Consider the following 24448-nt stretch of genomic DNA (forward strand, 5'->3'; position numbering starts at 1 on the left):
GTCGACCATGGTGTTGATGGTGTTCTTGAGTTCGAGGATCTCGCCGCGGGCGTCGACGGTGATCTTCTGGGAGAGGTCGCCCTGCGCGACCGCGGTGGCCACCTGGGCGACGTTGCGGACCTGTGCGGTGAGGTTGCCCGCCATGAAGTTCACGGAGTCCGTCAGGTCGCGCCAGGTCCCCTTGACGCCCTTCACGTCGGCCTGCCCGCCCAGGCGCCCTTCGGTGCCGACCTCGCGGGCGACGCGGGTGACCTCGTCGGCGAAGGCGGAGAGCTGGTCGACCATGGTGTTGATGGTGTTCTTGAGTTCGAGGATCTCGCCGCGGGCGTCGACGGTGATCTTCTGGGAGAGGTCGCCCTGCGCGACCGCGGTCGTCACCTGGGCGACGTTGCGGACCTGGGAGGTGAGGTTCCCGGCCATGAAATTGACCGAATCCGTGAGGTCGCGCCAGACCCCGCCGACCCCGGGCACCTGCGCCTGGCCGCCGAGCCGCCCTTCGCTGCCGACCTCGCGGGCGACGCGGGTGACCTCGTCGGCGAAGGCGGAGAGCTGGTCGACCATCGTGTTGACGGTCTCCTTCAGCTGCAGGATCTCGCCGCGCGCGGGTACGTCGATCTTCTGGGACAGGTCGCCCTTGGCCACCGCCGTCGCCACCTGGGCGATGTCGCGGACCTGGGTGGTGAGGTTGCCCGCCATGGCGTTGACCGACTCGGTCAGGTCCGCCCAGGTGCCGGAGACCCCGGGCACCTCGGCCTGACCGCCCAGGGTGCCCTCGGTGCCCACCTCGCGGGCGACCCGCGTCACCTCCGAGGTGAACAGGGACAGCTGGTCGACCATGCCGTTGAACACCGTGGCTATGTCGCCGAGCAGACCCGTGCCGTCGGACGGCAGGCGGGTACCGAAGTCTCCGTCCCGTACCGCCGTCAGCCCGGCGAGCAGCTGCCGTAGCTCCTGCTCGCCAGGGCCCCGCACCTGGGTGTCCATCGAAGTGCCGGCCATGCCCACCCTCGTTCCGCTTCGCAGGATCCCCACCCCGAGGACCCGGAACCAGGCCGGCGCCGGCAGCCCCGCCACCAGTGGTGACGCCGCGTTCGACGGCTCCGGCCGACGGGAAATCGATCGCAGACTAACTCAGTTGTCGTGCAGCAACAAAAGGCCGCCGAGAATGCCATGGCCCGGAAAAAAAGACGGGAAGCACCCGGCATGGCAAGGCCGTGCCGGGGAACCCGGCCTCGTTCCACCGTCTGCGGATCCGGTGCCCACCGCAACAGCCGCGGACGCCGCTCACGGTGTCCCGGGCGTCACGCCGCGAGGGCCTCCGCGACGGTCGGGTGACAGGGGGCGACGGCGTCGAGGCCCACCAGTTGCACGGTGCGCAGCACCGGGCCGTGGGCGCCCGCCAGGCGCAGCCATCCCTGTGCGGCCCGGGTGGCGTGGTGGGCGGCGACGAGCGCGTTGACGCCGCTGGAATCCATGAAGGTGACCTCGCTGAGATCGACGACGACCCGGGGGCCGGTGGTGGGGTCGGCCGGGGGCATCGCCCGTGTCAGCGTGCCCACACTCTGGTAGTCGATCTCTCCGCGGACGCCGAGCACGGCGATGCCGTCGACGTCCGTGCGCACGACGGCCAACTGGCCGCGTCCCACTGCTTCCTGGTTGTCTGCCACTTCGGTCCTCTGTGCCCTCGGTACGGGTCGAGCCCCCTTCCTGTAGCCAACGTTGCCCAGGATCCCGGCGGTGATGCACCCGATGTCCCGGCCGACTTCCCAGGGCGCAGGAATACCGTCGGCAAGGCCGGGTAGACGCGCGCCCATGAACGGGGTATCGCATGTCAGTGGCAGGGAGGAGCCTGTCCCGCCCGAGGAGTGTTCCCGGATGCCGGAGGCAGCACCTGCCGACGTCACCATCGCCCTGGACGGGACGGACGGCTGTATCGCCAGTGCGCGGCACCGGACGTCGGAGTTCCTGACCAGGGCGCAGTCCGAGCACGGACTGCCGGTCACCTCCCGCACGATGGACCTGGCACAGCTGGTGGTCAGCGAACTGGTCACCAACGCGCTGAAGTACGCGCCCGGACCGGTGCTGCTGCAGCTCCGCGTCGTCGACGGCCTGGTGGAGATCGAGATCTGGGACACCGATCCCACGCTGCCGCTGGCCCGGGCCGCCGACGCCGGACGGGTGGGCCAGCACGGCCTGGAGATCGTGCTGGCGGTGGTGCAGGGCTTCGAGGCCCGCCGTGAGCCCGTGGGCAAGTGCGTCACCGCCCGGCTCGCGCTCTTCGACGACCCGCTGCTGGGATTCGGGCAGCCGGCTGGTGGCGGTGGCCGGACGGCCGGTCGGCCCGAGCCGCCGAAGGCGGAAGGCCGGGAATGAAGTGTGGCGAGCGGGGCAGGCGGGCCGCTGCACGATCCGTGCGAACTGTTGACAGGCAGGAGGCTTGCGATGCTGATGGCACACCCGGCCGTACTGACGGACCTGATCGAGCAGTACGAGACACTGCGCGCCCTGCATGCGGACGAGGGCGACGAGGCCGTACGCCGGCGGATGGCCGACATCGCCTACACGCTGTGTGTGGCGACCGGTACCAGTGACATCGACGCCGCCCTCGTGGTGGCCCGGTACCGCCTGCCCGGTGCCCGCGTCGAGGACGACTCCCTGCTCTCCGCCTGACCCCGGACGACCGAGGGCGTCCCGCGCGGCGACTCGTGCAGATGCTGTGGAGGACGAGAGGACGGAGGAGCGGCGGGGCGTGTCCGGCCGTCGGTCGGGTATCGCGAGGGAACAAAATTGGCACCTGCATGGACAGGCGATGTCTGAAAGCGATACCTCGTGACTGGTCTCAGTGGCTCCGGGGACAGCCGATCGAGCGGGCCGTCGGACGGCCTCATGGCGCTGGCCGTCTCGATGGCCGACGCCGTGGAAGGGCTTACGACCCTGTGGTCGGTCGCCGCGCAGGGCGCCCGTGTGCGTCTGTCGCCGCACCAGTTGCGCGCCCTGCGGATCACGGAGGGGGAACCGGGGCTCAACCTCACCGCGCTCGCCGTGCGGATGGACGTCGGGCTGCCCGCCGCCAGCCGGCTGTGCGACCGGCTGGAGGCGGCGGGTCTGCTGGAGCGGGAGCTGCATCCGCGCAACCGGCGAGCGGTGCGACTGCATGCGACGAGGCAGGGCCGGCAGGCGCTCGAGGAGGTGGCGTGCCGCAGATCGCGGAGGCTGGCCGTCGCACTCGGTGCCATGGAGCCGGCCGAGGCCGAGGCCCTCGGGCGAGGACTCCGGGGCTTTCTGGCCGCGCTGGACGGCAGGCCGGGCGACGAGGACGTGACCGACTTCTGACGTGCGCGGGGGCGTGTGCCGGGACGTGCACGAGGACCTGAGCGGGGACGTGCACGGGATCGCGGCGTCGGCCGAGGCGGACCGGGTGACGGCACTCCGCGACGCCGGCCCGCGGCGGATCCGGTGACGGCCCTCCGCGCCGGATTCCCACCTCCGGCCCCCACCGCCGGCCGGAGCCGTCCCCGTGCCCGGCGGTCGGCAGCCGGCCGCCCGGTAGCGGGAACGCCGTCTCAGGTCACGACGGTCACGACGTCACGACGGCTTCCGCCCTCGCCAGTCCAGGCACACGACCAACGCGTCGTCGTCCGCCACGACGGCATCGCCGCGATGACCCGCCAGCTCGCGCAGCACGGCGCGCGGCACCTCGGCGGCGGGCAGCAGCCGAGTGGACTGGATGGCGCGGGCGAGCGCCCGCTCTCCGTACGTCTCGCCCTTGGGCGAGTGCACCGCGTGGACGCCGTCGCTGACGAAGATGAGCCGGTCTCCGGGCTCGACGGCGAAGTCCTGCGCCACGTAGTCCGTCTCCTCGAACATGCCCAGAGGCAGCTGGGCCTCGAAGGGCACGCGCTCGACCGCGCCGGCGCGCAGCCGCAGCAGCTGCGGGGAGCCGGCGTCCACCACGCTGGCCCGGCCGGTCGTCAGGTCGAAGTCCAGCATCAGGACGGACAGGTACCGGCGGCCCCGGTAGTGGGCGTAGACGGCCTGGTCGGCCAGGGCCGCCTGGTCCTCGATGGCGATTCCGGCGCGCCGCGCGTTGCGCAGGGCGTTGACGGCGAGGTTGGTCAGCAGGGCCGCCTCTATGCCCTCGCCCATGCCGTTCGTGACGTACAGCATCAGCCGGTCGGACGTGGCGGACCAGTCGAAGTTGTCCCCGAAGACGGCGTAGGCCGGTTCCAGCTGGCAGGCCAGGTCGTACTCGGGCCGGGAGCAGGAGCGGCCGGGCAGCAGGTGCCACTGCATCTCCGCGGCCAGGGTGAGCCGGTCCTTGCGCCGGGCCTGCAGGTACAGGTCCGTGTCGCGCTCGGCCACGACCACCTCGTGCGCCAGCGCGTCGGCGATCTCGGCGAGTTCCGGGACGCACTCGGACGCCGTCTCGCGGCTGCGCAGCGTCACGGACAGCACGCCGAGCCGGTCGCCGCGCACGCTCACCGGCAGATGGACCCGGGCCGGCCGGCCCCGGCCGTCCTCCCAATAGGGTGCTTGCGAGCCGAAGGCACGGCCGGCCGGGCTGCCGTGCACCGGGATCGGCTCCAGGTTGTGCGGCGCCACCGACACCGGCTGAAGCACCGTCAGGCTGTAGTCGGCCATGAACAGCTCGACGTCCGCCGCGCCGTATCGCTCGGTCAGCACGGCGCGGACCGCGTCCAGCAGTTCGTGGGGAGCCGCCGTGCGCAGAGCGCGTTCAGCGGTCTTGAATCTGTTCACGATGAGGGGTGCACCATTCTGTCTCCTGACAACGTGCGGGCCCGGCGGCGGCGCCGGTGCTCCGCGAAGAGCCGCGTCTGTCGTCCCGAGGTGTCCGTGGCCGGTGGCGGCTGCTAGTACGCTGAGAGGCGCCCCAGTGCCTGCGAGAGTGTGACCGTGACTGCCTTCCGCCGCCGCCCGGAGCCCGAAGAGGTCGCACATGTGACCACGCGGGCCGTCGAGCTGCTGGAGGTTGTCTGGGGGCGGGCCTCGACCGCGCCCACCTCAGCCTCCCAGCTGCGCGTGCTGCACATCCTCGAGCACCATGACGGCATCAATCTGCGCACCCTCGCCGAGTTCCTCGCCTCCACTCCGCCGTCGACGAGCCGGCTCTGTGACCGGCTGCAGGCCGCGGGGTTCGTCGAGCGCATGGTGAGCCCGGAGGACCGGCGCGAGGTACGGCTCCATCTCAGCGCCCGGGGGCGCTTCTTCCTCGCCGATCTGCGCGCCCGCCGGGAGAGCGAGTTGCAGAAGGTGCTGGCCGACATGCCCGCGGCCAAGCGTGTCGCCCTCCTGGAGGGCCTGGAGGCGTTCTGCGCCACCGCGGCCTCGCAGATACACGACGAGGCTCCGGACTCCGACAGCCGGACCGCCTGAAGAACCTTCACGGCACCGGTGCCACCACCGCTTCACGACGATGGCGGGCGGTGCCCGGAGCGGTCTCCGTCCACCGGATCATTCCAGGTCCTTCCCCGTGTACGTCCGACGCGGCTACTCTGTTGCCTCATGGCTATTGTTGTCAAACGGCAACTGTTCTTCGAATTCTCCTCACACCTTTCGGCCACCTCCCGTCGGCACGATCCGGAGCGACCGTGCGGTACGTCCCGAACGCCGGAGACCCGCGAGTGATCGAAAGCACGACCCGGCACGTGACTCGGGTGCGGGGTGCTCACGACGGCCGTCCTGACGGCCGTCCTTCCGCGGCGCCCGCGTCGGCCCCGCACGCACCGCCTCCGCGCGGTCGTGCTCGCCCGTCGGCGAGCCCGGCAGCCATCCGTGTACCCGCCGAGAGGGAACGCATGACCATCGTCGCCCCGTCCGTGGCGACTCCCGGGGGAAGCGGCCCGGCCGCCCGGTCCGGCCCCACCCGTCCCCCTGGGACCGGCGACGTGAGGATGGCGCCATGCACCCGGCTCCCGATCTGAGTGTGCTCATCGACCGCCGTGAGCAGATCTTCGTGATCACCGTGCGGGGCGAGGTCGACCACGACGACGCCGGTGACTTCGAGCGGGCCTGGGAGGCGGCCAACCGGGCGGCGATGCCCGTTACCGCGGTGGACCTCACCGCGGTCACCTTCGCCGACAGCATGCTGCTCAACGCGCTGATCCGGGCCCGCCACCGCCACCAGGCCGACGGCAGGACCCTGGTGCTGGTCGGTCCCCTGCGGTCCGCCGTCAGCCGGCTCCTGGAGATCAGCGGCACCACGGAGCTGTTCACCGTCACGGACGTCCGCCCCGGCGGAGGCGGCGCGGATCCGGGCGGAGGCGGCGCGGACCCGTCATGAACGTTCACACCGGCACGGTTCGGCGCCCATGCCTGAGGCCGGCCATGGCACGACCGGCCTCCGGTGCCGACGCGCACCCGGAGCGATGCTGTCGGTTCCGGTCCGTGACGACAGGACTCGGTTGGCGTTCCCCCGCATCGGTGGCTGTCGCAGCCGCCGACCGGAACCGTGAGGTCCGGCTTCGGCTGCCGCCCCCACGGGCTGTTCAGTCCGCGCAGGGGGTCGGCCGGGGGAAGCCATGGGGAGGTGAGGGATCCGCCGGCTGTGCCTCGGTCAGGGGAAGGCGTGCTCGCAGAGTGGTACCTGCCCCCTCGGGGCTGTGGAGGCCCAACGTCCCGCCGAGGGCCGTTACCCGGTCGGTGAGGCCGACCAGCCCCGAGCCACTCCCCATTGCGGCGCCTCCGACGCCGTCGTCGTGAACGGACAGGCACAGGACGTCGGGGCCGGTCCTCGCGCAGACGTGGACGCAGGATGCGTGGGCATGCTTCGCGGTGTTGGTCAGCGCCTCGGAGACGACGTAGTAGGCCGCCACCTCGATGGGCTCGGGCAGCCTTCGTGGCACATCCACGTCGAGTTCCACCGGAACCGGTGAGCGACGGGCCAGAGCCCTGAGCGCGGGGGCCAGACCTCCCCGGATGAGGACTGCCGGATGAATGCCACGGGAGAGCTCGTGCAGGTCGTCCAGTACCCCTTTCAGGGACTCGGCGGCCCGGGAGATCCTGGCCCTCAGTTCCCGTTGGCCCGCAGGGACCGTGCTCTCGGCCACTTGCAACTCCAGCAGAAGGGCCACCAACCGCTGCTGGGTGCCGTCGTGCAGATCTCGTTCGATGCTGCGCCGTGCCTGGTCGGTGGCCGCGAGAATCCTGGATCGAGACGTGGACAGTTCCGCATGGCCCTGCTCCAGCGAGTCGGCCATGCGATTGAAGCTGCGCTCCAGGAGCCCGATCTCGCCGACCGCTGTCTCCGGTGTGCGGGCGGTCAGGTCCCCGTTGGCGAGCTGGTCGGCCATGGCCGCAGTCCGGCGCACGGGATCCACGATTGCCCTGATGACGTAGCACGCGACGCCGATGGTGGTCACCACCGAACCGGACAGACCGGCGATGGTGGCGGCGACAGCCTGGTCCGTGGGCGTCGCGGCATGTGCCTCCCTTTCCTTGGCCATGGTCTGCTCGGTGGCAACGAGGTCGTGAAACCCGTCCAGAATCACCTGGAAACGGCGGTCGTCCTCCCTGCTCAGGACGGACCGCTCTCTCAGGGAACGGTCGTGCCCCGCGGCGTTCGCCAAAGACGTGGAGTAATCCTTGATGTATGCGGTGCACATGTTCTGGATCCACTCCGCTCGGGCCAGCTGCCCAGGGCTCTTTGCGGTCAGGCTCTTCAGCTTGTCGGCCTCCATGGGAAAGGCGGCCACGGAATTCTGCCAGCGTTTGACGTACCGCGGCTGTCTGGTCAGGGCATAGCTGTGCAAGTCCATCTCGAAGTTGAGCACCCGTTGCTCTGCCTGGTTCGCCACTATGCGCACCTCTTCTGACTTCTGTGCAAGCCGGTGGATGGTGCCCAGGTCGACGACCGAGTGCAACAGGATGGCGAAAGCTGTGCCGATGGGGAGAACGAGGAGGCTGCTCGCGATGATCAAGCGGCGTACGATGCCTCTGTTCCCGCCCGTTTTCCGGGTTCGGGAGGTGCAGGAACTGGTGTCCGCCCGTCGTAGGGAGGATCCGCTGGCCGCACTCAGCACGCGGGAACGCGAGGTGTTGGAGTTGATGGCCGAGGGCCGCTCCAATGCCGGCATCGCCCGCCGGTTGTGGGTCGCCGAAGGAACGGTGGAGAAACATGTACGCAATATCCTGGCGAAGCTGAACCTTCCGGAGACCGAGGACGACCACCGTCGTGTGCGGGCGGTCATCACGTTTCTGGAGGCCCGCTGATCGAACTGTCATGGTGATCCTCGTTCGCTGCGGCGAGCAGAGCGCGAACGGCATTGCCCGACAGAGCAGTTTTCGCCAGGAAGCCGGCTGCGGCACTCTCCTCGATCATGCCTGCGTATTCGTCCTCTGCGTGGACGGAAACCACAATGACCAGCGGGGGAGACGGGCCGGTCTCGAGTCGCATTCGGCCGGCCAGCTCCAGACCGCATTCGCTGCCCAGATCGATGCACCTCATCGCCGCCGCGGGCGCTGAGCCGCTCGCTGTCTCGTCAGCCGACCCCCGGAGAACTCGCAGGTCGTCGGGGCAGCGGGCGGCCCGCAGCAGTCGTACGACGGGCTCGAGCAGCTTTGGCGTGGCCTCCGTGACGAAGAATTCCCTTTCAGCGGGGGGCGTGCCCGCCTCGTCCGTCTCGACCAGTAACGACGCGATGGCCTGCGGCCGGAGGTCCATGATGAAGACCGTGAGCGGTTCGTCACGGTCCGCCTGGATGACCTGGCTCGTCGACGGCAGGTCGAGCGAGGCGATCACGTACTTCCCGGCACCGTACTCGTACGGTTCGCCGTTGAACACCGTGCGCATGGTGCCCCGAGCCACGATCGCCAGGGTGGGTCCGGGCACGGGGGCAACGACCGGCGGAGTCGGCTCGTTCACGACCACAACGGCCACGCCGTCGGCAACCGTGGCTCTGCGGCCGCCGTCCCCCACGTGTTCAACGATCAGCGTGTGCAGCTCCTGCAGAAGCTCCATCCTCAACCTCCGAACAGGACGAGGTTCAGCAGAGGGTTAGGCGCCCAAGCGTGCCGAGGAGATGTGGTGGTCGCTCGGGGCTTGTTCCGGTGTCGGAAGTTCTTCTTCCGCCCAGATGGTCTTGCCGAGGGAATGGTGGCGTGTGCCCCAGCGCCTGGTGAGCTGAGCGACGATGAACAGCCCCCGGCCGCTCTCGTCGAAGGTGCGGGCTCGCCGCAGATACGGGGAGGTGCTGCTGCCGTCGGAGACCTCGCAGGTCAGTCCGGCGCCGTGTCGGATCAGGCGCAGTCGGACAGGAGGGCGACCATGGCGGATCGCGTTGGTGACGAGCTCGCTGGCGATGAGCTCCATGGTGGGTGCGGCCTCTTCAAGTCCCCACGCGGCGAGCTTCCCTGAGATGTGCTTACGAGCTTGCGAGACGGCCGCGAGATCGGCTGAGAGCTCCCAGGCACCGACATTGCTGCCGTCGAAGGCATGTGTGCGGGCCGCGAGGACGTCGGCGTGGACATAACGCCCACTGGATACGAGGGCGTCGAGGGCCCGGCGGCAGAGGGCGTCCAGGCCGCGCTGAGATCCGGCAACCGCCTCGGACGATGCGGTCCCACCGGGCCGGGCTGCCAGTTCGGGTGTCCCGGGGGTGTGCGCGTACAGCAGGAGCACACTGCCTTCGGGGAGCGCGACCTCGGTGGCCTCCGCGGGCGGTTGGGCAAGTCCGAGCGGCAGGCCGACAGGAAGCTCCACGGTGGTGGCCAGGCCGTCGGGCCTGATCACGGTCGGCGCGGGATACCCGGCGCTGGCGAGGGTGCAGCGCGCGGAGACGGGGTCGTAGACGGCATACAGGCAATGGGCGGTGGTCCCGGCCGCGCTCTCGTCGTGCTGGGGCCGCAGCCGGGCAAGTACGCTCTCCAGGTGGGTGAGGAGTTCATCCGGTTGCAGGTCGATGTCGGCCAGTGTGCGTACCGCGGCGCGGAGTTCGGCGGTGATTCCGGGCGAGTAGCTCCCGTGGTCGGGGACGGATCCTGCGACCAGCGCGACCCGGGCGCCCGGCAGTGGTATGACGTCGAGCCAGTGGGCTTTGGGCACGGCTGTGCTCTTGCCGGCCACGCCAGAGCCGGCAAGCTCCACCGCCGCGGGCTGCGGCAGCGGGGACGGTTGCCCGTCCGTCACCGAGAACGGAAGCGCGTCGCCGGGTGCGCCGTCTGCGGTGTGCCTCGCCTCTGAGGTGACTGCCGGACCGTCGACGCTCAGCACCGGCTGTTCCGCCCGGGTGCAGTGCCGGCGTTGCAGACGCAGGCGGGTCCGGCAGATCACAAGGCTCAGGCCGAAGGACAGCACCGCGGCGGAGATCACGACTGCACGGCCTCCTTCGGAGACCCCGTGGATCGCCAAGCCGTAGACGGCCGCACTGGCCACCAGGGTCGCGCCCCCGATGAAGAGGGTCCGGCGAACGGGGAGCAGGGCGGCGGCCACGAGGGGGACCAGCACCGAGTAGTCGGACCAGCGGACCAAGCCGCCGGTGGAGACGCCCAGTTGGACCGCGCATATGGCGCTCAGGTAGATGACGAGCAGCGAACTCGGCTGGCACAGTAGACGTCGTACAGCAGCCATCCTTGTCTCTGTCCCTTCATGGTCGGCCTCTGGTGCAAGGCACAGGGCCCCGTTGTCCGCGACGGACGACCCGCCGATGTGGATGCCTCTGACGCGGCTCATGCGGCGGCCTCCGGGGAATCGGACGCGTGGGCAGGGCGCTGGACGGCCACCATGGCGAGGTCGTCGTCCAGGTGTTGACCCGCATAGCTGTTGAGGTCATGGCTGATGTGTTGCAGCAGGCTGTGCGGGCAACACCAGGTCCACGTGGCAGCTCGCTCCAGGACGGGGTAGAACGTCCCGGTGGCGTCGCGGGCCTCGGCGAGTCCGTCGGTGTAGAGCAACAAGGTGTCCCCTGGAGAGAACGCGAACGTGTCGAAGGGGAATGCCTCAGCCGTGCTTCCGGCCAGTCCGAGTGGCGGAGCAGGCCGGTCCACACACAGGCGGGTCACCCCGCCGCGTTGCCCGCGCAGCGGCGGAGGGTGTCCGCAGCTCACGACCCTGACGGTCTCTTCTGCGTCGGGAAGTTCGACCAGCAGAGCGGTGATGAAGCGTTCCGCGCTGTTGGGGTCCCTCTCGCTCATCTCGGCCAGGTGCCTGCGGACGCTGCGTTCCAGGGAGGCCGCCAGCTGCGGGAGTGTCTCGTGTTCATGGGCTGCCTCGCGGAAGGCACCGAGCAGGGCGGAGGCGTCCTCGACGGCCGGCAAACCCTTGCCGCGGACGTCGCCTATGAGAAAGCGGGTCGTGTGGCCGGAGCGGACGGCGGCGTACAGGTCGCCGCCCACCAGGGCGTGCGCGGTGGCCGCCCGGTACATGGACGCGATGCGCAGAGAACCCAATGTGTGCGGGATCGGCCGCAACAGAACCCGCTGGGCCGCCTCGGACACAGCGCGCACCTGGGTGAGTTCTCTCAGATCGCGGTCGTGCAGCGCGCGAGCGGCGACGGCAGAGCCCGAGACCGCCAGCAGAGCGCCGATGTGTATGGGCAGCAACGGCGAATGCAGCAGGCCGTCGTGCCAGTCGACGAGGACCACTGCCGCACTGGCGGTGAGTGCCATGGCGACCGTGAATCGCACCCGTGCGACCGCCGCGGTGCAGGTGGGGGCCGCCACGAGCAGCGGTGAGAGATGAATGGCCAGGGGGGCGAAGGACGCCGAGAGGGTGATGGCAGCGATCAGCAGGAGAGGAAGCACCAGATGCGCTCGTGTGCGTCCTCGGGGCAGGAGGCTGTCAGGGCCAGGCACTGAGACATCGCGAGCAAAGAATTTCATGGGTGATCCTGCGAGGGTTGATCTCGTGAGCGCCTGGGATTCGGCGTGCCGGCCGTCCGGGAAGTCGTTCACCTTCTGCGCGTGGTCATGCGGTGCGCCACGGCGGAAACCGTCGCTGTCCTTACTCTCTGTTTGACGCATTCTTACCGTATGGCGGTAATTCATTTCCGCTATGCGGATTCCAATGTGCGCCGGGCGCAGGACCGGGTCAAGCGGGGACGCCGCGCACAGGCATTACGGAATTCGAACGTCGGCTGCCCCGCCGCCTCCCGGAGCCTCGCAACTGTGCCGACATTCCGTGACGCGCGTACGGCTCCTGGCCGTGTGAGTCCTGAAACACCTGGGGGCAGCTGACCGGACATGCGAAATGATGTAGCTTCCGAACACCGCCCTTGACCTGCAAAAAGCAGGCAGGGAGCAGACAAACCGGGAGTATCTCCGTGTTTCGTACCATGTTCAAGTCCAAGATCCACCGCGCCACCGTCACCCAGGCCGACCTGCACTACGTGGGATCCGTGACCATCGACGCCGACCTCCTCGACGCCGCCGACCTGCTGCCCGGCGAGCTGGTCCACATCGTCGACATCACCAACGGCGCCCGGCTGGAGACGTACGTCATCGAGGGCGAGCGGGGCTCCGGGGTCGTCGGGATCAACGGGGCGGCCGCTCACCTCGTCCACCCCGGAGACCTGGTGATCATCATCAGCTACGCTCAGGTCACCGACGCCGAGGCGCGTACGCTTCGGCCGCGGGTCGTGCACGTCGACCACGACAACCGGGTCGTGGCCCTCGGTGCCGACCCGTCCGAGCCGGTACCCGGCTCGGACCAGGAGCGCAGCCCGCAGGCCGTGTCGGCCTGACCGGAGGACCAGGAGGGCGACATGAGCGACATCGAGATCCGCGACGACCGGGCGGCCGGCCGTCTGGAGGCGGTCGCCGGCGACGAAGTCGTCGGCCACATCGAGTACTTCGTCCTGGAGTCGCCCTCCCGGGCCCTCGTGCCCGTGCACACCATCGTGGAGCCGGCGCACGAGGGGAAGGGCATCGCGGGCTCCCTCGCCCGCGAGCTGTACGCGATCTCCGAGCAGGAGAAGACCCCGGTGGCCCCGCTCTGCCCGTACGTCGTCAGGTGGGCCGAGCGCCACCCCGACGTGGCGCCGACACCGGACCCCGAACTGCTGCGCGCCGCGAAGGAATGGCTGGTCGCCCACCCCGGCCGCTTCTGACGGCCCGGGCATGCTCGCCCTCCTCCACACCTCACCCCTCCACGTCCCCGTTTTCGACGCCCTGCGCGACGAGCACCACCCGGGCCTGGAGCTACGTCACTCCGTGGCCCCGGACCTCCTGGCCCGGGCCCGCCGGGAGGGCCCCGAAGCGGTGGCCGGGGATGTCGCCGCGGCCCTCCACCAGGCGGCGAACTCCCCTGCACGGGCCGTGCTCTGCACCTGCTCGACGATCGGCGAGGTGGCGGAGCGGGCCGCCGCCGACGTCGGCGTACCGGTCATCCGTGGCGACCGTCCGATGGCGGCCGCGGCAGTGGCGGCGGGCCCCCGCATCGCCGTCCTGGCGACGGTCGAGAGCACCCTGCCGCCCACCCTGGCCCTGCTCGACGACGAGGCGCGCCGCGCGGACCGCCCGGTCCGGGCCCGCGCCCAGGTCGTACCGGACGCCTGGACCCGCTTCGAGGCCGGTGACATCGAGGGATGCGCCCGCCTGGTGGCCGCCGCGGCGGACGCCGTGACCGACGCCGACGTGATCGTCCTGGCCCAGGCATCCATGACCTCGGCCGCGAAATTCACGACCACGGCGGTTCAGATGCTGTCCAGCCCCCGTCCGGGCCTCGCGGCGGCTGCGAGGAGTGCGCGAGCGCCGGTCGGGTAGGTGGCGCAGTAGACCCCCAGAGGTGACATCGAGCCACTGGCCGGAGGACACCATGACGAATCCACACCCAGCCCCCGCCCCGGACCCCCACCCTCCGGACCCCTACCCCAGCCCGGTCCCCACCCCCCAGCCACCCCCGGCCCCGGAACCAACCCCACCACCCCAGCCCCCCACCCCGACTCCGACCCCACCACCCCCCGACCCGTCCCCCATCCCCCCGGGCCCAGAACCCACCCCCACCCCAGAACCGGGCCCGCCCCTGACCTGAGCACCCCCGAAGACCCCGAGCAGCAGCCCCGACCCACCGGCACCTCAAGGCGCGCGGGAAAGCACGCGCAATCCCACGACGTACCGGCACCCGAAGGTCGAGCTCGCCCCGTTCCCGGGGGCGCGGGGAACTGCGCGAAAACCCACGACGCGCCCGCACTCGACCGCCGGCTCCAGCCCGGCTCAGGGGCGCGGGGAACTGCGCGAACCCGCAGCCCCCCGCACCCCGCAAACGCGGCCGACGCTACGCCGTGACCTCCGAGCGGTCCCCGCCCCACAGCGTGTGGAACGACCCCTCCCGGTCCACCCTCCGGTACGTGTGCGCCCCGAAGAAGTCCCGCTGCCCCTGCGTGAGCGCCGCAGGCAACCGCTCCGCCCGCAGCGCGTCGTAGTACGCCAGCGCCGCCGAGAAGCCGGGCACGGCGACCCCCTCCCGCGTCGCGGCGATGATCACCTCACGCCAGTCGTCCTGCGCCTCCGCGATCTCCCGCGCGAACGTCTCGTCCGACAGCAGGCTCGGCAGGTCCGCCCGCGCGTCGTACGCCGCCCGGATCCGGTCCAGGAACGCCGCCCGGATGATGCAGCCGCCCCGCCAGATCGAGGACACCGCGCCGAGGTCGATGTCCCAGTCGTACTCGTCGCTGCCCGCCTGGATCTCGTGGAAGCCCTGCGTGTACGACACGATCTTCGACGCGTACAGCGCCTGCTCCACCCGGTCCGCGAACGCCGCCGCCTCCGCCTCGGACAGCGCCCTCGGCTTCGGACCGGCCAGACCCCGGGACGCGGCCCGCAGGTCGGCGTGACCGGACAGCGAGCGCGCGAACACCGCCTCGGCGATCCCCGACACCGGCACGCCCAGGTCGAGCGCGATCTGGACCGTCCAGCGGCCGGTACCCTTCTGCTCCGCCTGGTCCACCACCACGTCCACGAACGGCTTGTCGGTCGCGGCGTCCACGTGCGCCAGCACCTCCGCCGTGATCTCGATCAGGTACGAGTCGAGCCGGCCCGTGTTCCACGTGCGGAAGATGTCCGCGATCTGCGCGGGGGAGTACCCGGCGACATCGCGCAGCAACTGGTACGCCTCGCCGATCAGCTGCATGTCGGCGTACTCGATGCCGTTGTGGACCATCTTCACGAAGTGCCCGGCGCCGTCGGGGCCGATGTGTGTCACGCAGGGCGCGCCGTCGGCCGCCTTCGCCGAGATCTTCTCCAGCATCGGGCCCAGCGAGTCGTACGACTCCCTCGGACCGCCCGGCATGATGCTCGGGCCGTGCAGCGCGCCCTCCTCACCGCCGGACACGCCCATGCCCACGAAGTGGATGCCCTGCTCGCGCAGCGCCTTCTCGCGGCGCCGGGTGTCCGCGAAGTGCGCGTTGCCGCCGTCGATGATCATGTCGCCGGGCTCGAGGAGCGGTGCGAACTCCTCGATCACCGCGTCCGTCGGACCGCCCGCCTTGACCATGATGACCAGCCGGCGCGGCCGCTCCAGCGCCGCCACGAACTCCTTGGCGGTCTCGGCCGCGATGAAGTCGCCCTCGTCCCCGAAGTTCTCCACCAGCTCGTGTGTCTTCGACACCGTGCGGTTGTGCAACGCCACCGTGTAGCCGTTGCGCGCGAAGTTCCGGGCGAGGTTGCGGCCCATGACCGCGAGACCCGTGACGCCGATCTGCGCCGAAGTGCTCATACCGCCTGCTCCTCAAGAATCAAGTCGATCCCGTAGAACGTGCAAGGGATGCTGCCGCCGCTCATGCCCGCCAGTATTGCCCAAAGGCCATCCTGACCCGCCGTTCGACCGGCCGCACTTGCAGATACGGACCACACGGCCCCGACGGCTCAGTAACCTCGTGAGACGCCTTCCGGCAGTCCCGCCGGACCCTTACGGCTGAGGGCCCGTCAACGCCTTTTCCCGTCGCACCCGTTCGGGCGGGACGGCCGAGTCCTCGGGGACAGGAGGCGGCTGATTGCCGTCTTGTCATGGCCTGTTCGGGACGCTTACTTTTGGCCTTCCTGACGCGCGTGGCGAGGGGGGCTCCAGACATGGCCGATCGCGGACGGCACCGCCGGTACCAGCCGAACAGGATCAACCGCGCCTCGCTCACCGTCACGGCGGGCGGCGCCGGCCTCGCGCTCCCGCTCGCCGCCGCCGGCAGCGCCGACGCGGCCTCGGTGTCCACCTGGGACCGGGTCGCCGCCTGTGAGTCCAGCGGCGACTGGGGCATCGACACCGGCAACGGCTTCTACGGCGGGCTCCAGTTCACCCAGTCCACCTGGGAGGCCTACGGGGGCACGAGGTACGCGCCGCGCGCCGACCTCGCCACCAAGGACCAGCAGATAGCGGTGGCGGAAAGGGTCCTCGACGGCCAGGGGCCGGGCGCCTGGCCGGTCTGCTCGGTGCGGGCCGGGCTCACCCGCGGCGGCGACACCCCCGACGTGCACACCGAGAGCGCCGCCACCCACCCCGCGGCGCACCACGCCGAGAAGACTTCGGCCAAGAGCGCCGCGAAGAGCTCCGTACGGGACGTACAGCCGCAGACCACGCCGCAGTCCCGGGCCGGCAGGGCCGAGATGTACACCGTGGTGCACGGCGACACGCTCTCCGGGATCGCCGAGGAGAACGAGCTGGCCGGGGGCTGGCACCGGCTGTACGCGGCCAACCGCGCGACGGTCGGCTCCGACCCCGACCTGATCCTGCCGGGACAGCGGCTGAGCCTGACGGGCCAGGCGGCCAAGACCGAAGCGGCGGCGAAGAAGACCGCCTCCAAGGCCACGGCCAAGGTCCACCCGAAGGCCGACGCCAAGAACAAGACCAAGTCCAAGGCCAAGGCCGAGAAGACGAAGGCCGCCACCCACACCGGCCACACCCTCGTCGCACCCGTCGACGCCCCTGTCGGCACCGCGTACCACGTGTCCGGCTCGCACTGGTCGAAGGGCTACCACACCGGCGTCGACTTCCTCGCGCCCACCGGCACCTCCGTGAAGGCGGTCGAGGCCGGGCAGGTCGTCACGGCGGGCTGGGGCGGCTCCTACGGCTACCAGGTGGTGATCCGGCACGCCGACGGCCGCTACACGCAGTACGGCCATCTCTCGGCGATCTCCGTGCGGGCCGGGCAGAGCGTGTCCACGGGCCAGCGGATCGGCCGCTCGGGCTCCACCGGAAACGCCACGGGCCCGCATCTGCACTTCGAGGTGCGGACGGGGCCCGGATTCGGCACGGACATCGACCCGGTCGCCTATCTCCGGGCCGGCGGCGTCAGGATCTGATCCGCGTACGGCGCCGGGCCAGGAGCGGACCGTGCACGTAGTCGGCGGCGGGCAGCAGCACATCGGCCACGTCCGCGACCACGTCCGGCCCCGCGGACCCCGACCGCTGCTGCGGCATCTCGACCAGTGAGCCGGCCACCTTCGCCGGCTCCGCCTGCGCGGCACCGCCGCGCTCCGCGACGGCCTGCGCCAGGCCCGCCTCGGCCAGTTCCACCAGCGCCTCGACCAGCGGCTCGGGCGACGCCTCGGCCACGGCGGGCTCCGGCACCGGCCGGGCCGGATGCGGGGTGCGCTCGATACGCTCGGTCGTCAGCAGGATCAGGCCGCCCGCGGCCACCACACCGCAGCCCAGCGCCAGCAGGGTGCCCGTCGCGCCGTAGCGGAACGTCTCGCCGAACATCGTGATGCCGACCGCGGCGGCCAGCACCGGGTTGACCACGGTCAGCGTGGCCAGGGGTGCGGCGAGGCCGCCGCCCCGGTAGGCGGCCTGGGAGATCAGGACGCCCGCGACGGCGTAGGCGCCGATCACGGACAACCAGAGCAGGTCGGCCGTGGCGACGCCGCCGTCCCAGTCGATCGCCACGACCTTGGTGAAGACCGAGGACATGCCGAAGGCTATGCCGGAAGCGGTGGCGAGCAGCACGCTGCGCACCGCCGGGTGCCGGTGCGCGGCCCGGCCCGCGATCATCAGCGCGACGACCGCCGCGCCGGTGACCAGCGCGACGCCGATCCGCCCGGCGGAGTCCAGGGTGTGCGAGTCGGAGGAGCCGACCAGGGAGAGCAGACCGGCCAGACCGACGGTCGCCATGATCGCGCCCCGCCAGGCGGTCGCCCCGGCCCTGCGGCCGACGAAGAGGGCCGCCATGGGCAGCGCGAACACGATGGTGAGCGCGCCCAGCGGCTGGACCAGGCTCAACGGGCCGTAGGCCAGTGCCACGACGTGCAGCAGGCCACCGAGGCCGTTCAGCGCCATCGCCCCCCACCAGCTCGGGCGGCGCAGCGGCGCGTACTGCTCGTCGGGGGAGGAGACCGCTACCTGTTCCTGCACGATCGCTCCGCCGGCGTAGGCGACGGCGGAGACGAAGGAAAGCAAGACGGACAACGCGAGGGCGCTCATGCTCGGCTCCTCTGCGTCAGGCGTGGCCGGTTGGCCCCGCGCGGTGATCGGTCGGCTTCCATGAGCAACACTCTGCCCGTCCGCGTGCTTCCCGTCGTCGTACCTGAGCACCTAATGGGTCCTACTACCGATGGAGTACGGCGGGATCCTGATCATCCCCAGGGTGGGGGCCGCCGGGTGGAGACGGTGTGCGCCCGGGATCTCGTGAGGCCTGGTACTACTGCTCTTCGTGGACCTGTTCGAGGACCTGGACCCCCATCTCGCCGCGCTCCGCCCGCTCGGCGGCTTCTTCGTCCTGCGCACGGTCCGACCTGCGGTAGGAGAGCCCGACCCGGCGCGGATCGGCCAATCCACGACCTTGGCAAAGGCCTATGAAAAACTCACATCGGATGTTTACCGGAATGCGCTGACTTTCCGTGTCGACGCCGTTTCGAGGCGTCTGCGTACCGGCGAGCCCCGGGTCGCCGCCTCCATCGCCCACCAGGGGCTGGCCGCCCGGCTCTGGTCCGTCGCCCTCGGCTGCGCCGTCCGCTACGGCCGCCTCCCCGACCTCGGCCCCGGCCTGCTCCACTGGGATCCCGGCGCCACCGCCCCCGACGACCTCTGGCTCACCGAGGTACGCGCACTGCCCGCCGGCACCGGCCCGGCCGCGCCCGCCGACCCCGTAGTACCCGCCGACCCCGCAGTACTCGCCGACGCGGTCGTGCGAGTCGTCGTGCACGGCCACCTCGAACCCCTGGGGGCAGCCCTGCGGGACCGCTACGGCCTCGCTGCCGGCCTGCTGTGGGGCAACGCCGGCTCCGCGCTGGCCGGTGCCGCACGGGAGCTGGACCGCTGGGTGCGTGCGAACAAATGTGCCGACGTGGCCGCCCGGACCCGTACCCTCGCCGACGCCCTCTTCGCGCACCCCCTGCTGAGCGCCACCGGCACTCGCACCGGCCTGGCCTTCCGGCGTCGCAGCTGCTGTCTCTACTACCGGGTGCCGGGCGGCGGGGTCTGCGGTGACTGTTGTTTCACACAACCACCGCGCTCTTCCCCGCGCGCCGCATCTGGGTGACCATGGAACAACCGGCCGTGGAGAGCGAGGGGTTGCGGGTGCGAGTCGGACTGCTGACCCGGGAGTACCCCCCGGACGTCTACGGCGGCGCGGGTGTTCACGTGGAGTTCCTCGCCAGGGAGTTGCGCCCCCTGGTCGACCTGGAGGTGCACTGCTGGGGCGAGGGCCGCGGGGTCGGCGTCGTCCGGCACCGCCCCTGGACCGCCCTGGACACCGCCAACGACGCGCTGCGCACCTTCTCCGTGGACCTCGCCATGGCCGCGGGCCTCGAAGGCCGCGAGCTCGTCCACTCCCACACCTGGTACGCCAACCTGGCCGGCCACGTGGCCAAGATGCTCTACGGCGTCCCGCACGTGGTGACCGCCCACTCGCTGGAGCCGCTGCGGCCCTGGAAGGCCGAGCAACTCGGCGGCGGCTACGCCCTGTCGAGCTGGGCCGAGCGCAGCGCGGTCGAGGCCGCCGACGGCGTGATCGCGGTGTCCGGGGCGATGCGCACGGACATCCTCGACTGCTATCCCGCCCTGGACCCGGCGAAGGTCCACGTCGTGCACAACGGCATCGACACCGCTCTCTACCGCCCGGACCGCGCCACCGACGTCCTGGCCCGGATCGGCATCGACCCCGGCCGCCCCTACGTGCTGTTCGTCGGCCGTATCACCCGCCAGAAGGGCGTGCCCCATCTGCTGCGCGCGGTACGGGACATCGACTCGGCGGCCCAGGTCGTGCTGTGTGCGGGGGCGCCCGACACCCCGGAGATCGACCGCGAGTTCCGCGAGCTGTTCGCGGAGCTGAGCCGGGTCCGCGAGGGCGTGCACTGGATCCCGCAGATGCTGCCGCGCGCCGACGTCATCCAACTCCTCACCCATGCCGCCGTGTTCGCCTGCCCCTCGGTCTACGAGCCGCTCGGGATCGTCAACCTGGAGGCGATGGCCTGCGGCACGCCCGTGGTGGCGTCCCGGGTCGGCGGTATCCCCGAGGTCGTCGAGGACGGCAGGACGGGCCTGCTGGTCGACCTGGACGACGACTTCGAGGGCGGCCTGGCGCGGGCGCTGGACGCCGTCGTCGGCGACCGGGAGACGGCCCGCCGGATGGGCGAGGCCGGACGGGAGCGCGCCGTGGGGGAGTTCGGCTGGGACGCGGTGGCACGACGCACGGTCCGGCTCTACGAGGAGATCCTCAAGCAGCCGTAACGACAGGCGTAACGAACAGGCCGCCTGTTCGACGCGATCCCGGTGCAGGCTTAGCGGGTGTGCTCCCAGGGCAGGCATGGAGCACCAGGGTGAGGGGAGCGGCCATGCGTCGTGGTGGGCCTTCGGTACTCGGGATCGTGCTGGCCGGCGGGGAGGGCAAGCGCCTGATGCCGCTGACCGCCGACCGGGCGAAACCAGCTGTCACCTTCGGCGGTACCTACCGCCTGGTCGACTTCGTGCTGTCCAACCTGGTCAACGCGGACGTGCTGCGCATCTGCGTGCTGACCCAGTACAAGTCGCACTCGCTGGACCGGCACATCACCACCACCTGGCGGATGTCCAGCCTGCTCGGCAACTACGTGACCCCGGTCCCGGCCCAGCAGCGGCTCGGCCCGCGCTGGTACCTGGGCAGCGCCGACGCCCTCCTGCAGTCCCTCAACCTGGTCCACGACGAACAGCCCGACTACGTAGCGGTGTTCGGCGCCGACCACGTCTACCGCATGGACCCCCGGCAGATGCTGCAGCAGCACATCGAGGGCGGCGCCGGGGTCACGGTCGCGGGCATCCGCATCCCGCGCGCGGAGTCCTCGGCGTTCGGTGTGATCACCCCGGGCTCGGACGGGCAGACGATAGAGACCTTCCTGGAGAAGCCCGCCGACCCGCCGGGTCTGCCGGACGCCCCGGACTGCGTCTTCGCCTCCATGGGCAACTACATCTTCACCACCAAGGCCCTGGTGGAGGCCCTGCACCGGGACGCCGAGGACGACGACTCGGTGCACGACATGGGCGGCTCGATCCTGCCCCAGCTCACCGCCCGCGGCGAGGCCCAGCTCTACGACTTCGCCGCCAACCACGTCCCCGGCGAGACCAGTCGCGACCGCGGCTACTGGCGGGACGTCGGCACCCTCGACGCGTACTACGACGCCCACATGGACCTGATCGCCGAGCGGCCCGCCTTCAACCTCTTCAACCGCAGCTGGCCCATCTACACCCACTCGTACCAGCTCTCCCCGGCCCGCTTCAACGCCGGCGGCATGGCGAGCGAGTCCATCATCAGCGCGGGCTGCCTGATCCGGGGCCAGGTCACCCGGTCCGTGCTCTCCCCGGGCGTGCGGGTCGACCCGGGCGCGGTGGTCCAGGGGTCGGTGCTGCACGACAACGTGGTCGTGGGGCGGGGCGCAGTGGTGCGCGGCGCGGTGCTGGACAAGAACGTAGAGGTCCCGCCCGGCGCGACGATAGGCGTCAACCCGGACCGGGACGCCGAGCTGTACACCGTCTCCAAGGGCGGGGTCATCGGCCTCGGGAAGGGGCAGATCGTCTCGTAGCCCTCGTGCGCACTCCAACTCGCGCGCGACGCGCTGCGAGTGAATAACCCTCATTTGCCGGACTTTGGGGCCCTCTCCCCTCACGATGCAGACAGCGATGTCGAACTGTCGAACTTCGGAGGTCGTCCGACATGAGAGGGACCCGGTGCACACGGCTGTGCCTCGCCGCGGTGCTGACAGCGTCCGCGCTGCTCACCGCCCCCGCCGCGGGGGCCGCCGAACCGGCCGACGGCCACCTCGCCGACCTGGTGAACCCCTTCATCGGCAGCCAGGACGAGGGCAACACGTTCCCCGGCGCGGCCGTGCCCTTCGGCATGGTGCAGCTCTCTCCGGACACCGGGCACAGCACCGGCTACGACTACTCCCAGCACCGGATCCGCGGCTTCTCCCTGGTCCACCTCTCCGGCGTCGGCTGCGCCATCGGCGGCGACCTTCCCGTGCTGCCCACCACCGGGGACGTCACGCAGACGGACTACGCCGAGTACGCCGCCGGCTTCGACCACGCCGACGAGGCGGCGAGCCCCGGCTACTACCGCGTCGGCCTCGACTCGGGCGTGACGGCCGAGCTGACCGCGACCGCCCGCACCGGCGTCCAGCGCTACACCTTCCCGGCCACCGGCAAGGCCAACGTCCTGCTCAACGCCCACCAGGCGCTGCACAAGGCGGTCAGCAGCGACGTCGAGATCCTCGACGACCACACCGTCCGCACCAGGATCACCGGCCACGGCTTCTGCCGCGAGACCGCCCCGTACACCGTCTACACGGTGACCCGCTTCAGCCGGCCCTTCACCGCGTACGGCACCTGGAACGGCACCGCGGTCACCCCCGGCTCCCGCACCGGAGCCGACGGCGCCTACGTCCGCTTCGACACCACCCGGGACCGTACGGTCGAGGCGACCACCGCCCTGTCGTACGTCGACGCACACGGCGCCGAGGCCAATCTGCGCGCCGAGGGCGGCCGTTCGTTCGACGCGGTACGGCGGCAGGCCCGGGACGCCTGGGAGCGGCGGCTCGCCGGCATCCGCGTCCGGGGCGGCTCCCCGACCCTGCGCCGTACGTTCTACTCGTCCCTGTACCGCACCTTCCTCGCGCCCAACGTCGGCGAGGACGCCGACGGCCGTTACACCGGCTGGGACCGCCGGATCCACCGCGCCCAGGGGTTCACCTACTACCAGAACTGGTCGCTCTGGGACACCTACCGCACCCAGGCCCAGGCGCTCGCCCTGCTCGCCCCGCGCGAGGCCCGCGACATGGCCCTGTCGGTGCTGAAGATCGACGAGGAGGGCGGCTGGCTGCCCAAGTGGGGCTATGGCACGGTCGAGACGAACATCATGACCGGCGACCCGGTCACCCCCTTCCTGACCACCGCCTACCAGCTGGGGCTGCTCAAGGGGTACGAGGAGCGCGCCTACCGGGCGCTGAAGAAGAACGCCGACGGCGTGCCGCCGGCCGCCAACGCCGGGGTCGGCCGCGAGGCCAACGCCGAGTACCTCGCCGACGGCTTCGCGCCGTACCTCAAGGGCCGCCCGCACACCAAGGTGGGCGACTCCGACTACGACCACGGCGCCTCCGTGACCCTGGAGTACGCGCTGTCCGACGCGATGCTCGCGCAGCTGGCCCGGGACCTCGGCCATGTCGAGGACGCGGCCCGCTACGCCACCCGGGCGCAGAACTACCGCAACGTCTTCGACCCCTCCACCGGCTTCTTCCGCGCCCGCGACGCCTCCGGCCTCTTCACCGGCAACCCCGACCCGGCCCGCGGCATCGGCTTCCACGAGGGCACCGCCTGGCAGTACCAGTGGCTCGTCCCGCAGGACCTGCCCGGTGTGATCTCCCTGATCGGCGGCGAGCGCGCCACCAACACCCGGCTCGACTCCTTCTTCGCCTACGACAAGCTGCTCGCCGATCCGGAGAAGACCGCGCGGGAGGTGTGGGTGCACGGCAACGCGTACACCTACTACAACGCGGCCGTCTACAACCCCATGAACGAGCCCGACCTCATCGCGCCGTACACCTACCTCTCCACCGGCCAGCCCTGGAAGACCACCGACGTGGTGCACGCGGCGCTGACCCTGTTCACCGACGGCCCGACCGGGATGACCGGCAACGACGACCTCGGCACCATGTCCGCCTGGAACGTCCTGTCGTCCCTCGGCCTCTTCCCGGTACAGCCCGGCTACGGCACCTGGGGCCTGTCCACGCCCGTGTTCGACCGGGCCGACGTCCGCCTCGACCGGCGCTTCTGGCCGAGCGGCGGATTCACGGTGACCGCACCGGGGACCTCCGCCGGCCACCGGTACATCCAGAAGGCCCGCACCGACGGTGCCGACTACGGCCGTACCTATCTGACGACCGGTGCGCTGCGCTCCCTGCGGTCGCTGGCGTTCACGGTCGGCTCGCGCCCGTCAGAGTGGGGTACGTCACCCGAGGCGGCACCACCGGCGCTGAAATGACCTCAGGCGACGCATGAGCCCCGCCTCTTTCGGAGGAGGCGGGACTTAATCTGCTGTTAACT

23 protein-coding genes and 1 pseudogene are annotated in these 24448 nt (G+C 70.9%); 15 read left to right on the forward strand and 9 right to left on the reverse strand.

Annotation, left to right across the window (positions count from 1 at the left end):
* Both ACFY6U_RS24140 and ACFY6U_RS24145 read right to left on the reverse strand, forming a co-directional pair.
* Nucleotides 1-999: HAMP domain-containing protein (locus tag ACFY6U_RS24140; protein ID WP_390041303.1), on the reverse strand; the 999-nt coding region annotated here is incomplete at its 3' end.
* Nucleotides 1000-1301: 302 nt separating this feature from the next.
* On the reverse strand, nt 1302-1667 hold the full coding sequence (locus ACFY6U_RS24145) for an STAS domain-containing protein (protein WP_351489778.1): 366 nt from the start codon (nt 1665-1667) through the stop codon (nt 1302-1304).
* A gap of 145 nt (nt 1668-1812) precedes the next feature.
* On the opposite strand from ACFY6U_RS24145, the gene ACFY6U_RS24150 reads away from it, so the two are divergent.
* From ACFY6U_RS24150 to ACFY6U_RS24165, 4 genes are all read left to right on the forward strand, one after another.
* Complete coding sequence (locus ACFY6U_RS24150) at nt 1813-2373, forward strand: ATP-binding protein (RefSeq protein ID WP_390041305.1); 561 nt, start codon at nt 1813-1815, stop codon at nt 2371-2373.
* A gap of 69 nt (nt 2374-2442) precedes the next feature.
* Nucleotides 2443-2670, forward strand: coding sequence for a DUF5133 domain-containing protein (locus ACFY6U_RS24155; RefSeq protein ID WP_390041307.1), 228 nt, complete (start codon nt 2443-2445; stop codon nt 2668-2670).
* Nucleotides 2671-2829: 159 nt separating this feature from the next.
* The gene (locus ACFY6U_RS24160; RefSeq protein ID WP_390041309.1) at nt 2830-3333 is read left to right on the forward strand and encodes a MarR family transcriptional regulator; all 504 of its coding nucleotides are present in this window, start codon (nt 2830-2832) and stop codon (nt 3331-3333) included.
* Between the two features lies 1 nt (nt 3334).
* Complete coding sequence (locus ACFY6U_RS24165; protein WP_390041310.1) at nt 3335-3460, forward strand: hypothetical protein; 126 nt, start codon at nt 3335-3337, stop codon at nt 3458-3460.
* 125 nt (nt 3461-3585) lie between these two features.
* Here the strand turns inward: ACFY6U_RS24165 and ACFY6U_RS24170 are convergent, their stop codons facing one another.
* Complete coding sequence (locus tag ACFY6U_RS24170; RefSeq protein ID WP_390041312.1) at nt 3586-4758, reverse strand: PP2C family protein-serine/threonine phosphatase; 1173 nt, start codon at nt 4756-4758, stop codon at nt 3586-3588.
* Nucleotides 4759-4908: 150 nt separating this feature from the next.
* Here ACFY6U_RS24170 and ACFY6U_RS24175 point away from each other — a divergent pair, with 150 nt between their 5' ends.
* Nucleotides 4909-5394 (forward strand): MarR family transcriptional regulator, encoded by a 486-nt coding sequence (locus tag ACFY6U_RS24175; RefSeq protein ID WP_390041314.1) that lies wholly within the window; start codon nt 4909-4911, stop codon nt 5392-5394.
* Nucleotides 5395-5920: 526 nt separating this feature from the next.
* The gene (locus ACFY6U_RS24180; protein WP_390041316.1) at nt 5921-6301 is read left to right on the forward strand and encodes an STAS domain-containing protein; all 381 of its coding nucleotides are present in this window, start codon (nt 5921-5923) and stop codon (nt 6299-6301) included.
* A 205-nt stretch (nt 6302-6506) separates the two neighbouring features.
* Here the strand turns inward: ACFY6U_RS24180 and ACFY6U_RS24185 are convergent, their stop codons facing one another.
* The gene (locus ACFY6U_RS24185; RefSeq protein WP_390041318.1) at nt 6507-7937 is read right to left on the reverse strand and encodes a HAMP domain-containing protein; all 1431 of its coding nucleotides are present in this window, start codon (nt 7935-7937) and stop codon (nt 6507-6509) included.
* 46 nt (nt 7938-7983) lie between these two features.
* On the opposite strand from ACFY6U_RS24185, the pseudogene ACFY6U_RS24190 reads away from it, so the two are divergent.
* Nucleotides 7984-8229, forward strand: a pseudogene (locus ACFY6U_RS24190) (response regulator transcription factor); the annotation flags it as partial.
* Here ACFY6U_RS24190 and ACFY6U_RS24195 read toward each other — a convergent pair.
* The 3 genes from ACFY6U_RS24195 to ACFY6U_RS24205 all read right to left on the reverse strand — a co-directional run bounded on the left by ACFY6U_RS24195 (nt 8207) and on the right by ACFY6U_RS24205 (nt 11757).
* Nucleotides 8207-8977: an AraC family transcriptional regulator N-terminal domain-containing protein gene (locus ACFY6U_RS24195; protein WP_390041320.1), complete on the reverse strand. Its 771-nt coding sequence runs from the start codon at nt 8975-8977 to the stop codon at nt 8207-8209. The pseudogene ACFY6U_RS24190 and the gene ACFY6U_RS24195 sit on opposite strands and share 23 nt — an antisense overlap.
* A 36-nt stretch (nt 8978-9013) precedes the next feature.
* On the reverse strand, nt 9014-10585 hold the full coding sequence (locus ACFY6U_RS24200; protein WP_390041322.1) for a SpoIIE family protein phosphatase: 1572 nt from the start codon (nt 10583-10585) through the stop codon (nt 9014-9016).
* Nucleotides 10586-10683: 98 nt separating this feature from the next.
* Entirely contained in the window at nt 10684-11757 is a 1074-nt protein-coding gene (locus tag ACFY6U_RS24205) for a PP2C family protein-serine/threonine phosphatase (protein ID WP_390041324.1), read from the reverse strand.
* Nucleotides 11758-12275: 518 nt separating this feature from the next.
* Here ACFY6U_RS24205 and panD point away from each other — a divergent pair.
* The 3 genes from panD to ACFY6U_RS24220 are packed head-to-tail and all read left to right on the forward strand — an operon-like array spanning nt 12276 to nt 13716.
* Entirely contained in the window at nt 12276-12695 is a 420-nt protein-coding gene (gene panD / locus ACFY6U_RS24210; RefSeq protein WP_390041326.1) for an aspartate 1-decarboxylase, read from the forward strand.
* Nucleotides 12696-12716: 21 nt separating this feature from the next.
* Nucleotides 12717-13061 (forward strand): GNAT family N-acetyltransferase, encoded by a 345-nt coding sequence (locus ACFY6U_RS24215; protein ID WP_390041328.1) that lies wholly within the window; start codon nt 12717-12719, stop codon nt 13059-13061.
* A 10-nt stretch (nt 13062-13071) separates the two neighbouring features.
* The gene (locus ACFY6U_RS24220; RefSeq protein ID WP_390041330.1) at nt 13072-13716 is read left to right on the forward strand and encodes an aspartate/glutamate racemase family protein; all 645 of its coding nucleotides are present in this window, start codon (nt 13072-13074) and stop codon (nt 13714-13716) included.
* Nucleotides 13717-14227: 511 nt separating this feature from the next.
* Here the strand turns inward: ACFY6U_RS24220 and gndA are convergent.
* Nucleotides 14228-15667 (reverse strand): NADP-dependent phosphogluconate dehydrogenase, encoded by a 1440-nt coding sequence (gene gndA, locus ACFY6U_RS24225; RefSeq protein WP_390041332.1) that lies wholly within the window; start codon nt 15665-15667, stop codon nt 14228-14230.
* Between the two features lie 353 nt (nt 15668-16020).
* Between gndA and ACFY6U_RS24230 the strand changes: the two genes are divergently transcribed.
* The gene (locus ACFY6U_RS24230; protein ID WP_390041334.1) at nt 16021-17244 is read left to right on the forward strand and encodes a transglycosylase family protein; all 1224 of its coding nucleotides are present in this window, start codon (nt 16021-16023) and stop codon (nt 17242-17244) included.
* Here the strand turns inward: ACFY6U_RS24230 and ACFY6U_RS24235 are convergent.
* On the reverse strand, nt 17234-18361 hold the full coding sequence (locus ACFY6U_RS24235) for a DMT family transporter (protein ID WP_390041336.1): 1128 nt from the start codon (nt 18359-18361) through the stop codon (nt 17234-17236). The genes ACFY6U_RS24230 and ACFY6U_RS24235 overlap by 11 nt on opposite strands.
* A gap of 211 nt (nt 18362-18572) precedes the next feature.
* On the opposite strand from ACFY6U_RS24235, the gene ACFY6U_RS24240 reads away from it, so the two are divergent.
* The 4 genes from ACFY6U_RS24240 (at nt 18573) to ACFY6U_RS24255 (ending at nt 24386) form a co-directional block, all read left to right on the forward strand.
* Nucleotides 18573-19418 carry a (2Fe-2S)-binding protein gene (locus ACFY6U_RS24240; RefSeq protein WP_390041763.1) on the forward strand — a complete coding sequence of 282 codons (846 nt, stop codon included), beginning with the start codon at nt 18573-18575 and terminating at the stop codon, nt 19416-19418.
* 38 nt (nt 19419-19456) lie between these two features.
* Nucleotides 19457-20608 carry a glycogen synthase gene (gene glgA, locus ACFY6U_RS24245; RefSeq protein ID WP_390041765.1) on the forward strand — a complete coding sequence of 384 codons (1152 nt, stop codon included), beginning with the start codon at nt 19457-19459 and terminating at the stop codon, nt 20606-20608.
* Nucleotides 20609-20712: 104 nt separating this feature from the next.
* Entirely contained in the window at nt 20713-21933 is a 1221-nt protein-coding gene (glgC, locus tag ACFY6U_RS24250) for a glucose-1-phosphate adenylyltransferase (RefSeq protein ID WP_390041337.1), read from the forward strand.
* Between the two features lie 131 nt (nt 21934-22064).
* Entirely contained in the window at nt 22065-24386 is a 2322-nt protein-coding gene (locus ACFY6U_RS24255) for a GH92 family glycosyl hydrolase (RefSeq protein WP_390041339.1), read from the forward strand.
* Nucleotides 24387-24448: the final 62 nt, after the last annotated feature.

Source organism: Streptomyces sp. NPDC013157, from assembly GCF_042899865.1.
Taxonomy (GTDB): Bacteria; Actinomycetota; Actinomycetes; order Streptomycetales; family Streptomycetaceae; genus Streptomyces.